The sequence below is a fragment of the Bradyrhizobium sp. UFLA06-24 genome (assembly GCF_054967145.1).
In genome coordinates this window covers 1-14,843 of sequence record NZ_JADFUE010000050.1, presented here as the reverse complement: position 1 = coordinate 14,843, position 14,843 = coordinate 1, and the positions used below count along the sequence as shown (strand labels likewise).

The 14,843-nt window shown below is 63.9% G+C and carries 12 protein-coding genes; 5 read left to right on the top strand and 7 right to left on the bottom strand.

The genetic code is table 11. The annotated features are described in order from the left end of the window. Positions 1-53: 53 nt before the first annotated feature. A complete protein-coding gene (locus tag IF809_RS29070) occupies positions 54-1,670 on the top strand; it encodes a phosphoenolpyruvate carboxykinase (RefSeq protein WP_128963777.1) in 1,617 nt (538 codons plus the stop codon). 217 nt (positions 1,671-1,887) lie between these two features. Here IF809_RS29070 and IF809_RS29065 read toward each other — a convergent pair whose 3' ends face one another. Together IF809_RS29065 and IF809_RS29060 are read right to left on the bottom strand one after the other, a co-directional pair. Continuing rightward, on the bottom strand, positions 1,888-2,703 hold the full coding sequence (locus IF809_RS29065; protein ID WP_453983782.1) for an acyl-CoA thioesterase: 816 nt from the start codon (positions 2,701-2,703) through the stop codon (positions 1,888-1,890). 112 nt (positions 2,704-2,815) lie between these two features. Continuing rightward, positions 2,816-5,332 (bottom strand): glycogen/starch/alpha-glucan phosphorylase, encoded by a 2,517-nt coding sequence (locus tag IF809_RS29060; protein WP_164938419.1) that lies wholly within the window; start codon positions 5,330-5,332, stop codon positions 2,816-2,818. 209 nt (positions 5,333-5,541) lie between these two features. On the opposite strand from IF809_RS29060, the gene IF809_RS29055 reads away from it, so the two are divergent. Together IF809_RS29055 and IF809_RS29050 are read left to right on the top strand one after the other, a co-directional pair. Further along, positions 5,542-5,787, top strand: a complete 246-nt coding sequence (locus IF809_RS29055; RefSeq protein ID WP_128963779.1) for a hypothetical protein — start codon at positions 5,542-5,544, stop codon at positions 5,785-5,787. 164 nt (positions 5,788-5,951) lie between these two features. Continuing rightward, positions 5,952-6,383: a hypothetical protein gene (locus tag IF809_RS29050; protein ID WP_462839265.1), complete on the top strand. Its 432-nt coding sequence runs from the start codon at positions 5,952-5,954 to the stop codon at positions 6,381-6,383. Positions 6,384-6,503: 120 nt separating this feature from the next. On the opposite strand, the gene IF809_RS29045 is transcribed toward IF809_RS29050, so the two are convergent. Both IF809_RS29045 and pyrE read right to left on the bottom strand, forming a co-directional pair. Further along, positions 6,504-7,280, bottom strand: a complete 777-nt coding sequence (locus IF809_RS29045) for a DUF2865 domain-containing protein (RefSeq protein WP_462839264.1) — start codon at positions 7,278-7,280, stop codon at positions 6,504-6,506. Positions 7,281-7,458: 178 nt separating this feature from the next. Further along, the gene (gene pyrE / locus IF809_RS29040) at positions 7,459-8,022 is read right to left on the bottom strand and encodes an orotate phosphoribosyltransferase (protein ID WP_128963781.1); all 564 of its coding nucleotides are present in this window, start codon (positions 8,020-8,022) and stop codon (positions 7,459-7,461) included. 173 nt (positions 8,023-8,195) lie between these two features. Here pyrE and IF809_RS29035 point away from each other — a divergent pair, with 173 nt between their 5' ends. Beyond that, complete coding sequence (locus IF809_RS29035) at positions 8,196-8,822, top strand: glutathione S-transferase family protein (protein WP_462839263.1); 627 nt, start codon at positions 8,196-8,198, stop codon at positions 8,820-8,822. Positions 8,823-8,943: 121 nt separating this feature from the next. Here the strand turns inward: IF809_RS29035 and IF809_RS29030 are convergent, their stop codons facing one another. The 3 genes from IF809_RS29030 to IF809_RS29020 all read right to left on the bottom strand — a co-directional run bounded on the left by IF809_RS29030 (position 8,944) and on the right by IF809_RS29020 (position 14,086). Beyond that, positions 8,944-9,579 carry a LysE family translocator gene (locus tag IF809_RS29030; RefSeq protein WP_462839262.1) on the bottom strand — a complete coding sequence of 212 codons (636 nt, stop codon included), beginning with the start codon at positions 9,577-9,579 and terminating at the stop codon, positions 8,944-8,946. A gap of 160 nt (positions 9,580-9,739) precedes the next feature. Continuing rightward, complete coding sequence (polA, locus tag IF809_RS29025; protein ID WP_462839261.1) at positions 9,740-12,820, bottom strand: DNA polymerase I; 3,081 nt, start codon at positions 12,818-12,820, stop codon at positions 9,740-9,742. A gap of 195 nt (positions 12,821-13,015) precedes the next feature. Next, positions 13,016-14,086, bottom strand: a complete 1,071-nt coding sequence (locus IF809_RS29020; RefSeq protein WP_462839260.1) for an acyltransferase family protein — start codon at positions 14,084-14,086, stop codon at positions 13,016-13,018. 191 nt (positions 14,087-14,277) lie between these two features. On the opposite strand from IF809_RS29020, the gene IF809_RS29015 reads away from it, so the two are divergent. After that, on the top strand, positions 14,278-14,843 hold a 566-nt coding region (locus tag IF809_RS29015), incomplete at its 3' end, for a nucleotide sugar dehydrogenase (protein WP_462839259.1).

Here is a 14,843-nt window from a genome sequence, read left to right as displayed (position 1 = left end):
GAAGGCGCCAGAGCTGGTTGCGCTTGATGTCGCGGGTTCTAGGAGGATATTTCGTGCAAGAGACGGGCGTGCGCAACGGTGCCTTCGGCGCCGACAAATTCGGCTTAAAGAATCTCAAACGGGTTCACTGGAATCTCGGCGCGCCGCAGCTCTACCAATATTCGCTCGCTGCGGGCGAGGCGGTGCTATCCGCCGATGGCGCACTCTGCGCCGACACCGGCGAATTCACGGGCCGCAGCCCGAAGGACAAGTTCACGGTTCGCGATGCCACCACCGACAAGAAGATGTGGTGGGCCGGCAACCAATCGATCACCGCAGAGCAGTTCGAGACGCTCTATCAGGACTTCCTCAAGCACGCCGAGGGCAAGAGCCTGTTCGCGCAGGATCTCTACGGCGGCGCCGATCCGGCCTACCGGATCAAGACGCGTGTCTTCACCGAGCTCGCCTGGCACTCGCTGTTCATTCGCACGCTGCTCATTCGTCCCGAGGCGATCGAGCTGTCGACCTTCGTGCCGGAGCTCACGATCATCGACATGCCGAGCTTCCGTGCCGATCCCAAACGTCACGGCTGCCGTTCGGAGAACGTCGTTGCGATCGATTTCGCCCGCAAGATCGTCCTGATCGGCGGGTCTTATTATGCCGGCGAGATGAAGAAGTCGGTCTTCACCACGTTGAACTACTATCTGCCCGAGCGCGGCGTGATGCCGATGCACTGCTCGGCCAATGTCGGCGCCAAGGGCGACACCGCGATCTTCTTCGGGCTCTCCGGCACCGGCAAGACCACGCTGTCGGCCGATCCGAACCGCACCCTGATCGGTGATGACGAGCACGGCTGGGGCCCGAACGGCGTGTTCAATTTCGAAGGCGGCTGCTACGCCAAGTGCATCAAGCTCTCGCAGGAAGCCGAGCCGCAGATCTATGCGGCGTCGACGCGGTTCGGTGCGGTGCTCGAGAACTGCGTGCTCGACGAAGACACCCGCGTGGTCGATTTCGACGACGGCTCAAAGACCGAGAACACCCGGTCGGCCTATCCGCTCGACTTCATCCCGAACGCCTCGCGCACCGGCCGGGCGCCGCAGCCGAAGAACGTGGTGATGCTCGCTGCCGATGCCTTCGGCGTGCTGCCGCCGATCGCCAAGCTGTCGCCGGCGCAGGCGATGTATCATTTCCTCTCCGGCTACACCGCGAAGGTCGCCGGCACCGAGCGCGGCCTCGGCAACGAGCCGCAGCCGGAGTTCTCGACCTGCTTCGGCTCGCCCTTCCTGCCGCTCGACCCATCCGTCTACGGCAACATGCTGCGCGACCTCATCGCCCAGCACAATGTCGATTGCTGGCTGGTCAATACCGGTTGGACCGGCGGCAAGTACGGCGTCGGCAGCCGCATGCCGATCAAGGTGACCCGCGCGCTGCTCACCGCCGCGCTCGACGGCTCGCTTCGCAACGTCGAATTCCGCACCGACAAGTATTTCGGGTTCGCAGTTCCGACCGCGCTGCCGGGCGTGCCGAGCGAAATCCTCAACCCGGTCAACACCTGGAAGGACAAGGACGAGTTCGACAAGACCGCCCGCGCGCTGGTCGGCATGTTCCAGAAGAACTTTGCCAAGTTCGAGGCTCAGGTCGATGCCGAAGTTCGCGCCGCCGCGCCCGACGTGAAGCTGGCGGCGGAGTGAGGGCGCGGATCGGTTCGAATGCAAAAGGGCGGCCGCGAGGCCGCCCTTTCCTGTTTGTGGCTGCCTCCTTCTCCCCTTGTGGGAGAAGGTGGCGCGAAGCGTCGGATGAGGGGTTCTCTCTGCGAACTCGACGAAGTTTATCGCGCGGAGAACCCCTCATCCGTCTCGTCGCTTCGCGACGAGCCACCCTCTTCCGCAAGGGGAGACTGGAAGAAAGCTACGCCTTGTAATACGCGATCTGCGTGCTCGTCGCGAGCAGCCTGCCGTTCGGCGACCACAGCTCGGCGTTCTGGTCGGCGTAGCTCTTGTGCATGATCTTCGAGTCCGCCGTCGCCAGTACGCGCGTGATGTTTTCGCTGGCGAGCTCTTCACTGTCGGTGTGGAAATACGTCGTCAGTGACACCGTGCCGAACGGCACCAGTTCGCGCCGTGCGTGAAAGATGCGGCCGAAGAAAGCGTCCGACATCGACATCAGCGACAGCATGTCCAGCTTGCGCGGCTCACGATCGCTGATCCAGATCTTCGAATAGGTGCTGGCGGGTTCGGCATGCGGCGGGCCGATCCGCATCTCGCCCTCGACGAAGCGGAATTCATACTGGTTGGCCCAGGAGGCCGCGATCTTCGGGAACGGCAGCGTCGCTTCGAACGGCTTTGCGCCAGGATATTGCGCGACCCTGTGTTCCCAGGACGGCCGCCGCTCGGCGAATACAGCGGCGGCGAGCGTCGCGACTTCGCCGCCGCCCTGCGACAGTTCGACGCTCCAGTGCTGGCTGGAGCGGTTGCCCTTCACCAGCCGGACGTCGAGATCGAACGGACCCTTCGCAATCGGCGCGCAGTAATTGACGGTCAGCGCCAGCGGATCGCCGGCGCGTTCCGGATGGTCGATCAGCGCGCGCAAAATGGTCGCGGCGGTGGCGCCGCCGAACGGGCCGACAAAGGCCCAGTAATCGTCGCTGGTGTGCCCCTGCCAACTGCTGTCACCCGCGGTGATGCGCGTGGCGTCGTCGAAGGGGTGCGGGAGCTTGGCGTGCATTGTCGTCCTCGGCGTCACCGACGCCGCTTTGGGGATGATGAAGATCATATCATCATTCCTGGCGCCTGACGCAATAACGTCGCAGGTAACGCCGCTTCCACTCCGCGGAAAATCAGCCCGCGGCGTCGCGCAAATTCGGCAGCAGCGGCGTGCTCGGATTCACCGGTACGTTCCAGATCTCCTCGGCGTATTCGCGGATGGTGCGGTCGGACGAGAACCACGCCATGCGCGCGACGTTGAGAATGGAGGCGCGTGTCCAGGCCGGGGCCACCTGCCAACGCGCGTCAACCGCACGCTGCGCCTCGTAATAGGAATCGAAATCGGCGCTGACCATGTAATGGTCGAGATAGCGCAGCGCATGCGCGATGGATTCGAAGCGGCCGGGATCGCCTGGCGAGAACTCGCCGGCACCGATCGCGTTGATGGCGCGCTGCAGCTTCGGCGAATTGCGGATCACGTCGGAGGCATCCAGCCCCTGCTTGCGCCGGATCATCACGTCGCCGGCCTCCATGCCGAAGATCGCGATGTTCTCGACGCCGACCTGGTCGCGGATCTCGATATTGGCGCCGTCGAGCGTGCCGATGGTGATGGCGCCGTTGAGCGCCAGCTTCATGTTGCCGGTGCCGGAGGCTTCCATGCCGGCGGTCGAGATCTGTTCGGACAGGTCGGCCGCCGGAATGATCACTTCCGCGAGACTGACATTGTAGTCGGGAAGGAACACGACCTTGAGCTTGCCGCCGATCGAGGGATCGTTGTTGACGATTTCGGCGACGTCGTTGATCAGCTTGATGATCAGTTTTGCGTACTTGTAGCTCGCCGCCGCCTTGCCGGCGAAGATCTTCACCCGCGGCACCCAGTTGCCGTTGGGATCGTCCTTGATCGACTGATACAGTGCGACCGTCTCGATGATGTTGAGGAGCTGGCGCTTGTATTCGTGGATGCGCTTGATCTGCACGTCGAACAAAGCGGTCGGATCGACCTTGATCCCGAGCCGTTCGCCGATCAGGCGCGCCAGCGCCGTCTTGTTGTGAAGCTTGACGCTACGGAATTTCTTCTGGAACTCGACGTCGCTGGCGCGGGACTCGATCTGCGAGAGCTGCGTCGGATCGTCGAGCACGGCATCGCCGCAGACCTCGCGTAACAGGTCTGTGAGCCTCGGATTCGCCAGCATCAGCCAGCGGCGGAAGGTGATGCCGTTGGTCTTGTTGGTGATACGCCCGGGATAGAGATGATTGAGATCGTGGAACACGGTCTCGCGCATCAGGTCCGAATGCATCGCCGAGACGCCGTTGATGCGGTGCGAGCCGACGAAGGCGAGCTGGCCCATGCGGACGCGGCGTCCGCTCTTCTCGTCAATCAGCGAAACCGAGGCGCGGAAATCGATGTCGCCGGGCGCGCGCGCTTCGGCGAGCGCAAGGTGCTGGACGTTGATGCGGTAGATGATCTCGAGATGACGCGGCAACAGCCGCTCGAACAGCTCGACTGGCCAGGTTTCCAGCGCCTCGGGAAGCAGCGTGTGGTTGGTATAAGAGAGGGTGGCGACCGTGATCTTCCAGGCCTCATCCCAGCGGAAATTGTGGAGATCGACGAGGATGCGCATCAGCTCGGTGACGGCGAGGCTCGGATGGGTGTCGTTGAGCTGCACCGCGACCTTGGACGACAGGCTGCGCAGCTGGCCGTCGGAGGCGAGGTGCCGCTTGACCAGATCCTGGAGCGAGGCCGAGACGAAGAAATATTCCTGGCGCAAGCGCAGCTCGCGCCCCGCCGGGCTCTCGTCGTTCGGATAGAGGAATTTGCAGATGGCTTCGGCGCGCGACTGCTCGGCGCTGGCGCTGACATAGTCGCCCATGTTGAAGGCGTCGAGCTTCAAGGGATCGGGCGAGCGCGCCGACCATAGCCGCAGCGCGTTGACGTGCTGGCCACGCCAGCCGACGATCGGCGTGTCATAGGCGATCGCCTGCACGGTCTCGGCTGGGTGCCAGATCGCGCGGTCGCGGCCCTTGTCGTCGATATGCTCGACGCCGCCGCCGAAATTGACGTCGTAGATGACTTCCGGCCGCTGCAATTCCCAGGGATTGCCGAAGCCGAGCCATTCGTCCGGATATTCCTGCTGCCAGCCCTGATTGATGATCTGCCGGAACAGGCCGTAATCGTAGCGGATGCCGTAGCCGATCGCGGGGATCGACAGCGTCGCCATGCTCTCCATGAAGCAGGCGGCGAGACGGCCGAGGCCGCCATTGCCGAGCGCGGCATCCGGCTCGCATTTGCGCAGCTCGGGCAGCGACACGCCGAGATCGCCGAGCGCGACCTCGAAGATCTTGAGCAGCCCCATATTGTTCAGCGCGTCGGTGAAGAGGCGGCCGATCAGGAATTCGAGCGAGAGATAATAGACGCGCTTGCGGCCGGCGTCGTAGCTGTGCTTCTCGACCGTGAGCCAGCGGTGCACGATCCGGTCGCGCAGCGCGAGCGCTGCGGCCTGGTACCAATCGTGCTTGGTCGCCATGCCCGCATCCTTGCCGATAGCAAGGCGCAGCTTCGCCAGGATCGTGCCCTTGATCTCAGCCAGCGCGAGTTCGTCGATGGGCTGGCCGGCCGCGGGCGAATTTGGCTGGAACGATTGATCTTGCAAGGCCGTCACTTCCTGGTCGACAGAAACACCACTGAACCTACGCGTCTTGCCCCTGCACCGGAACCATCGCTGGCGCGGCCATGCACACTGCGCTGGCGCAAAATTATGCAAGGAACGGGCCGCTTTGGAAACCCGGAGCAGCACGGAGGAACGCCGATTTGGTGCTAGAATGAGCACAGATTCAGCCATCACTGTGGAGGAAACGCCCCATGAAACCGCTGCTGCGACTGCTGATCGAAATCACCACGGCTGCGCTGCTGGTCGTCTGTATCACCGCCTCCAGCGCCGCCTTTGCCGCCGGCAAGATGGGGCGCAGTGCCGACGGCCTCAGCTGCGCCGTCTCTCTCCCGCAAAATGCAACACCCGCGCAGCGCTGCGCCGCCATCAAGCGACAATGCGGCGGCAAGTTCTATGCGAGCGCGTGCGGGGACAAGCTGATGTCGGCAGTGAACTGAGGGAGTTGGCGCACCATGACTAATGTCATCCCGGCCGTGGCGGGACGACATTGTGGACTCTCCAGAACAAATTAAGAACACTTTAGCAAGTCTTTGATATATCATTGTGATTCGGCGCATTGCCGACACAACATCTAGGGTCTGACGTCAGTCGCGAGGACTACATGTCCACCATTGCCTTCGATCAATTTGCCCTCACCCGGATCGCCGATTTCGCGCGGTCGCTGTCGCGGCTGCATCAGGCGGCGCGACGCCATGCTGTCGATGACGACCAATTCGACCGCGAGTTCAACGCGGTGTGCCAGTCGATCTGGGGCTACACCATCGACGACATCAGCGACGATCTGTTCGCGCCCGAGGATCATCACTTTCTTGACACGCTGGACGAGGCGCATGCGCGAATCTTCGCGGCCGAGCAGGGTTATGACCTCGTTGGCGATCAGGGCATGCTGACCGACTGGTGGGGGTTCTGCTGGATGATCCTCGCCGGGAAGCGCGGTCTGCTGACGCCGGAGAACCGCGCCGCCGCGCGCGCGGCCATCGAGGAGAAATATCTGGCGGCGCCGAACGTGATTGGGGTGATTATCGGGCCGTGAGGCTCTCTTTTCCGGCATTGCGAGCGTAGCGAAGCAATCCAGAATCTTTCCGTGAAGGGATCCTGGATTGCTTCGTCGTAAGGGCTCCTCGCAATGACAGCTTGGCCCAGGGCCAGGGCCTTAATCCAGTTCCGCCCGCTTCGCCGGTTTCGCCTGTGGCTTCGGCGGCGTCACATCGGGCAGCCTCTCGCGCACGATCTCGGCGGGCGGCGCATCGGCCGCGACCGTTTCCGCCCGCACCGGCGCGACCTTCATTTCGCCGAGCCGGGTGCGGACCTGAGCGGTGAGGCCGGGATAGGAGGCCACAGGAGTGAATTCAGCGGTCTGCTCCTGGCCGAGGCGGACGCCGGTATAGGCGACGAGGCCATCGGTGGTGGCGATGACGTCGCCGGCCTTCAGCGAGGAGTCGAGCGCCAGGTCGACAGGAGCGAGCCCGGCCGGCTCGCGGCCGTTGCAGGTGCAGTCGGCGCGCAGCGCCTTGCGGTAGGCGAACGCGTTCTCGCTGTCGGCGTAGCGCTCGCCGGTCTGGCTATAGGCGCCGTCGATCGAAGAGCCGAAAAACACCTTGGTGGCGCTTGCAGGACAGAAGGCCTGACACATCTGTGCCGGCGAGGCGAGGCCGCGCATCAAGGGAAAATATTTGCCGTCGCAGCTGCGCACGCAGAAGGCGGGTCCGGAGCCGCCGGCCGCTGCCGAGCGGGTCGGCGGCACATATTGCGGTTGAACGGCCGGGTTCTGCTGACCGGTGAAGGGATCGGCGTAGGAATTCGCCTGCTGCGGCACGTCACGCTGCGGCCGCTGCTGCATTCCGCCGAAAAAGAAGTCGAACAGGCCTTCGGCCGAAACGGGGGCCGGAGCTGCGAGCAGCGTGCTTGCGAAAGTGGCGGCCACAAGCATCGCGCGACGCCGCCGGCGCGCATGGGACATGATCGTGCGCAACGCTTACTCCACCCAACGCTACCGAACCGGCTGGGGCCCTCACGGGTCTCAGCACATGATTCACCATAAAGCCGGATGGTAAATGAGGCGTTGAGGATGGCTCGAATGCTGCGCAGCGCACCCGCAGCGAAAGGCTTTAATCCTTCAAAAATTCCGACGCCTTGTACAGCGAGCGGAACGGCAGACCCGCCGCGCCGAAGGTGTCGGTGGCGCCTTCCTCGCGGTCGACCATGGTCAGCACCAGCACGACTTCAGCGCCGGTCTCGCGCACGGATTCCACCGCCTTCATCGCCGAGCCGCCTGTCGTGGTGACGTCCTCGACGATCACGACGCGCTTGCCGGCCAGCGTCTCGCCCTTCGGCAGACCCTCGATCGCGAGCCTGGCGCCATGCTCTTTCGGCTTCTTGCGTACGAAGAAGGCCGCGATCGGATGCCCCTTGATCCAGGAGATCTGCGCCAGCGCGCCGGCCAGCGGCACCGCGCCCATCTCGAGCCCGCCGATGAAATCGAGATTATCGTCCTTCAGCGCCTCATAGGTCAGCTCGGCGAGCAGCGTCGCGCCCTCGGGGTCCAGCATGGTCGGCTTCAGGTTGAAGTAGAAATCGCTCTTGCGGCCCGACGCCAGCGTCACCTCGCCCCGGCCGAAAGAGCGGCGGCGGATGATTTCGAACAGGCGGGCGCGGGAGGCAGATTTCGACACGGTGGTCCCTCAGGGGCGTTCTTGGGAGGTGGCGGAATTTATCCGCGACGGCCGCGACATTCCAGAGGGGGCGTCCCCCGTCAACAGGGATCGGCCATCCCGGTCGGGCGGTTGTGGGGCCGCAACTTTCCGGAGTAGGTGGATGCCCGCTACCTCGGGGAAGGAAACAGGAAATGACCATCGAGCTGTACACCTGGAACACACCGAACGGCCGCAAAATCTCGGTCGCGTTGGAGGAAATGGGCCTGCCCTACAAGGTGGTCCCGGTGAACATCACCAAGGGCGAGCAGATGGACCCTCGGTTCCTCGAGCTCTCCCCCAACAACAAGATTCCCGCGATCCTCGATCCCGAGGGCCCGGACGGCAAGCCCGTCAGCATCTTCGAATCCGGGGCCATCCTGCTTTATCTCGGCGAAAAGACAGGCAAATTCCTGCCGAAATCGTTTGGCGCGCGCATCCCCGTCTACGAATGGCTGATGTGGCAGATGGGCGGTTTCGGCCCGATGCCCGGCCAGGTGCATCATTTCATTGCGCTCGAAAACGAGCAGGACCGCGCCTACGGCCTGAAGCGCTTCATGGCCGAGACCCGCCGGCTCTATGGCGTGCTGGACCGCCGCCTCGAGGGCCGCGACTTCGTCGCCGGCGATCTCTCGGTCGCCGATTTCGCCATTCTGGGCTGGGCCTGGCGCCATCCCCGCCACAAGGTTGATCTGGCCGACTTTCCCAACGTCAAGCGCTGGTACGACGCCCTGATGGCCCGCCCGGCGGTGAGAAGGGGCATGGAGGCGAAGCTGGATTGAGGTGACGGTGTCGTCGCTCGGCTTGACCGGCGACCCAGTACGCCGCGGCGGCTCGATTCAAGCCGCGCTGTCTCGGAGTACTGGATGCCCCGCTTTCGCGGAGCATGACAGTGTGCCCCCTTCACACTTTCCGCGCTTCTACCGCCATCCGCACGGCAAGCCCGGCCAGCACGGTGCCCATCAGCCAGCGTTGCACCAGCATCCAACTCGGCCGGCTTGCCAGGAACAGCGCAATCGATCCCGCGGCGAGCGCGATCATCGCATTGACGCTGACGCTGATCGCGATCTGAATCGCGCCCAATGCCACCGATTGGGTCAGCACGCTGCCGGCTGTGGGGTCGATGAACTGGGGCAGCAGCGCCAGATACAGCATCGCAATCTTCGGATTGAGCAGGTTGGTGACGAACCCCATCGTGAACAATTTCCGCGGGCTGTCGATCGCGAGCTGCTTCACCTGGAACGGCGAGCGCCCACCCGGCTTCATCGCCCGCCAGGCCAGCCACAGCATGTAGCCGGCGCCGGCAAAGCGCAGCGCGTCATATGCAAAGGGAATGGCGAGCAGCAGCGCGGTGATGCCGAATGCCGCGCATAGCATGTAGAACACGAAGCCGAGCGCGACGCCGCCGAGCGAGACGATCCCCGCCGCCGGCCCCTGCGTGATCGAGCGCGAGATCAGATAGATCATGTTGGGCCCGGGCGTGAGCACGAGGCCGAGAGAGACGAGGGCGAAGCCGAGTAGGGCGGAGGTGTGGGGCATGGATGAACCGGTGCGGGAGACGCGTCGATTCTAATATGCGCGGCGCTGAGGGGCCATCACGCAATTGCACGGAGGACAATTGAGTAGGCGTTATCTCACCTCAGTGTCGTCCCGGCGTTCGCCGCCGCCTGATCGAGTGCAGGCGGAGGCAAGAGCAGCCTCAATGCGCCTCGTCCCAGTTCGTGGCCGCGCGGGCGTCGACGTGCAGCGGCACCGACAGCAGTACGGCCGGGAACGGCGCGTCCTGCATGACGTGCTGCACGACGGGAAGCGTCTTTTCGACCTCCGCGTCCGGGACCTCGAAGATCAATTCGTCATGCACCTGGAGCAGCATCTGTGCCGAAAGCTTCTTCTCGGCCAGCGCGTCCTCGACCCGCGTCATGGCGCGGCGGATAATGTCGGCTGCGGTACCTTGAAGTCGCGCGTTGATCGCCGCGCGCTCGTTGAAGGCGCGCACCGAGGCGTTGGAGGCCTTGATATCGGGATAGTGGCACTTGCGGCCGAACAGCGTGGTGACGTAGCCGTGCTGTCGGCAGAAATCGCGCGTCTCGTCCATATAGGCGCGGATGCCGGGGAAGCGCTCGAAATACTTCTTGATGTAGGCCGACGCCTCTTCACGGGCGATGCCGAGCTGGTTGGCGAGGCCGAACGCTGAGATGCCGTAGATGATGCCGAAATTGATCGCCTTGGCGCGGCGGCGGATCTCGCTCGGCATGCCCTTGATCGCCACGCCGAACATTTCCGATGCCGTCATCGCGTGAATATCGAGACCGTCGCGGAACGCCTGCTTCAGCACCGGAATGTCGGCGATCTCGGCCAGCAGCCGCAGCTCGATCTGCGAATAGTCGGCCGAGACGAGCTTGTGCCCCGGCGTTGCGATGAAGGCGCGTCGGATTTTTCGGCCGTCCTCGGTACGGACAGGAATGTTCTGCAGGTTCGGCTCGTTCGAGGACAGGCGGCCCGTCGTGGTTGCGGCCAGCGCGTAAGTGGTGTGCACGCGGTGGGTCTGCGGATTGACATAGGTCGGCAGCGCGTCCGTGTAGGTCGATTTCAGCTTCGAGACCTGGCGCCATTCCAGGATTTTCCGCGGAAAATCGTGGCCCTGCTCGGCGAGCTCGTCGAGCACCTGTGCGGTGGTTGACCACGCGCCTGTCTTGGTCTTGGTGCCGCCAGGCAACCCCATCTTGCCGAAGAGGATGTCGCCGATCTGCTTCGGGCTGCCGACGTTGACCGGCTCGCCGGCGATCTCCTGGATCTCGGCCTCGACGCGCGCCGCCGTCTGGGCGAAGTCGCCTGATAGCCGCGACAGCACTTGGCGGTCGATCGAGATGCCACGACGCTCCATGCGCGCGAGCACCGCGACCAGCGGCCGCTCCAGCGTCTCGTAGACGGTGTTCATGTGCTCGGCGACGAGGCGCGGCTTCAGCACGCGCCAGACCCGCAGGGCGATGTCGGCGCCTTCGGCGGACAGCGGCGCGGCCTTGTCGATCGGCACCTGGTCGAAGGTGATCTTGCCCTTGCCGCTGCCGAGCAGCTCGCTCTCCTTCAGCATGGCATGGCCGAACCAGCGCTCGGACAATGACTCCAGCGCATGCGAGCCGCGGCCGGCATCGAGCACGTAAGAGATCAGCTGCGCGTCGTCGGTGTTGCGCAAGGTGATGCCGTGCTGCGCCAGCATCACGGCGGTGAACTTGAGGTCGAAGCCGATCTTGAGGATGCCCGATGATTCCAGCACCGGCCGCAGCGCCTCGATCGCCTCCGCATGCTTGACCTGGTCGGGCGCGAGACCCGCGTCGAACAAGCCGCCGTCGCCGCCGGATTGCTTGTGCGCCAGCGGGACATAGCAGGCCTCGTTCGGGGCCAGCGCCAGCGCGATGCCGCAGAGATCCGCCTGCATCGGATCGATCGAGTTTCCGCGCAGTTCGATCGCGACATGGCCGGTGTCATGGATCCGTGCGATGAAGGCGTTGAGCTCTTTCAGCGTCTTGATGGCTTGATACTTGCCTCGGTCGACCGGCAGCTTGCGCAGCGCCTCCTCGCGCGCCGCGGCAAGTGAGACCGGCGCACCCTTCGGGCTCGCGGCCTTGTCCTCCTTGCCCGCCGATTTGTTGGGCTCGCCCGGCCGGGCTTGCGTCGGGCTACCGGATCCCGGTGCGGGCACGACGTCCGAAGGCGGCAGCGGCGTGAACACGCTCGCGCCTTTCGCGTAGCCGGGATCGGCATCCACATTGGCCGGATCGATCTGCGAATATTCGGCGACCCGCCGTGTCAGCGTCGTGAACTCCATCGCCTTCAGGAAGGCAATCAGCTTGCGCGGATCTGGCTCGTGGACGGCCAGATCGTCCAGCGGCACCTCCAGATCGACCTTGTCGTCGAGCAGTACCAGCTGCCGCGAGATCCGCGCCTTCTCGGCGTTCTCGATCAGCGCCTCGCGGCGCTTGGGCTGCTTGATCTCGGTCGCGCGGAAGAGGAGCTGCTCGAGATCACCATATTCGACGATCAGTTGGGCGGCGGTCTTGATGCCGATGCCGGGGACGCCCGGCACGTTGTCGGTGGAATCGCCGGCGAGTGCCTGCACCTCGACCACCTTCTCCGGCGGCACGCCGAACTTCTCGATCACCTCAGGGATGCCGATGCGACGATCCTTCATGGTGTCGTACATGGTGACGCAATCGGTGACGAGCTGCATCAGGTCCTTGTCGGAGGACACGATGGTCGCGCTGGCGCCGCGCTCGCAGGCCTGCCGCACATAGGTCGCGATGAGATCGTCGGCCTCGAAGCCGACTTGCTCCAGGCAGGGCAGATCGAAGGCGCGCACTGCCTCACGGATCAAAGCGAATTGCGGGATCAGATCGTCAGGCGCCGGCGGCCGGTGCGCCTTGTAGTCTGGATAGATCTTGTTGCGGAAGGTGATTTCCGACTTGTCGAAGATGATGGCCAGATGCGTCGGCCGGTTGTCCTCGGGCATATCGCGCAGCAGCTTCCACAACATGTTGCAGAAGCCGAGCACGGCATTGACCTGCAAGCCGTCGGACTTGCGGTTCAGCGGCGGCAGCGCGTGATAGGCGCGGAAAATGTAGGAGGAACCGTCGACCAGGAAGACGTGGTCGCCCTTGCCGGCCGCTTTGGCGGCAACCGGTCTGGCAGCAGCTTTGGCAGCAGTGGCCTTGGTCTCGGCGGGCTTTGGCGCAGCAGCCTTGGTGTCAGCTTTGGCGGTGGTCTTCGGGGATGTTTTGGGCATGGCTGCAATGTATGAACTTTTGCGACCTTTGACAGCCTTGGGAGGCGGATTTTTGGGCTGGTAGCGCGGCTATCCCCCGCTGTCATTCCCCTGAAAGCGGAGGAATCCAGTATGCCGCGGCTTCTCGGTTCAATCGCTAGCGCCTCGGCGTACTGGGTCGCCCGGTCTAGCCGGGCGACGACACCGAGAGCTCAGCTACTCCGCCGCCTGCAAGACCGGCCCGGTCTTCCTCGGCGCGATCCAGAATGCATCTGGCCGCTCGAACAGGAAGTGCGCATTGAGCCGTAGCGCGGCGTGCCAGATGGCGAGCGATCCGAGGACGCCAGCGATGGTGACGATCAGGGACACCATGCCGATGTCGGGAATGATGCCCGTCCGCAGCAGCACTGTCCGGGTCGTCGCCATCGGCAGGAAAAAGGTCAGATAGATCACGATCGAATTCTCGCCGCAGAAGCGCAGGCCATTGAGCCAATGGGCGCGCGCGAGCAACGTGCCGGTCGTGATGATCGCGCAGGCGCCGGCGAAGCCGAGCAGCAGCGACACGATCTTCCACTCGCTTGCGCCTGATGCAACGAGGCCCGCATCGACCAGCGCCCAGGTCGCGAGCGCGGCGAGTGCAAGCGCGGGATGGTTTCGCGCGCGATCAGACAGTGCGAACACGTACGGCGCGAACAAATAGCCCGAGTAGAAATAGACGAAGCGTGCGCAGAACTCGTCGATCACGGTCCAGCCGGTCGCGATGCGCGCGGTCTCCAGCGCAGCGGCAACGAACCAGATCGCGAGTGGCGGGAATCTGCGTGTCAGTTTTGTGACGACAAAGAAGATCGGCAGCAGGTAGATGAACCAGAGCGTGCCGAACGGCTCGATGAAGGATTCGAGATACAGCAGGCCCACGTCACGCCAGCCGGTTTCAGCGGCAAAGGCGGGGGCTTTGAAACCGAACTGGATTGTCACCCAGACGACATAGAAATAGGCGAAATGCACCACCTTGCGGTCGAGATAGGTTCGCCAGTCGCGATCGATCACCAAAGGCAGGAACAGGCCCGAAATCAGGAAGAAGTCAGGCATCCGGAACGGTTTTGCGAAGGCCACCACGACATGCATGAAACCGGTTTTTCCGGCCGCGAGCTCGACCCCCAGCACCGAATGCATCATCACGACCATGATGATGCAGATGCCCTTGGCATAATCGACCCAGTCGACACGCGCGGCAGCGGAGGCTTTGGGAAGCGCGCTGCCCGCAGCTGATGTGCCTGATCGTGCCATGTGTCCCTTTTCGAGGCGGGTTCCGCCCGATCCTGTGCGGGCGTGGCGCAGTGTGGCGCCCAGTGGTTTCCGACTTCTTTACCGGTTCAAATCGCATGCCGGTTTCCGATCGCGGGCTCTTCCTTCCCGACGGGAAAATGCTAAACCGCCCCGAGTTGGGGCTTCGTTAACCAAGCCAAACAGGGATTTTCATGCGAATCGCGATGATCGGAACGGGCTATGTCGGACTGGTGTCCGGAGCCTGCTTTGCGGATTTCGGTCACGACGTCACCTGCGTCGACAAGGACGAGAAGAAGATCGCTGCGCTCCATCGCGGCGAGATTCCGATCTACGAGCCGGGCCTCGACGAGCTGGTCGCCACCAACGTCAAGGCGAAGCGGCTCGACTTCACCACCGATCTCTCCAAGCCGGTTGCTGACGCCGACGCGGTGTTCATCGCGGTCGGCACGCCCTCGCGTCGCGGCGACGGCCATGCCGATCTTTCCTATGTCTACGCCGCCGCGAAGGAGATCGCGCAGTCGCTGACCGGCTTCACCGTCGTGGTGACGAAGTCGACCGTGCCTGTCGGCACCGGCGACGAGGTCGAGCGCATCATCCGCGAGACCAACCCCAAGGCGGACGTCGTCGTCGCCTCGAATCCCGAGTTCCTGCGCGAGGGCGCCGCGATCCGCGATTTCAAATTCCCCGACCGCGTCGTGGTCGGCACCTCCGACGAGCGCGGCCGCAAGGTGATGGGCGACATCTACCGCCCGCTGTC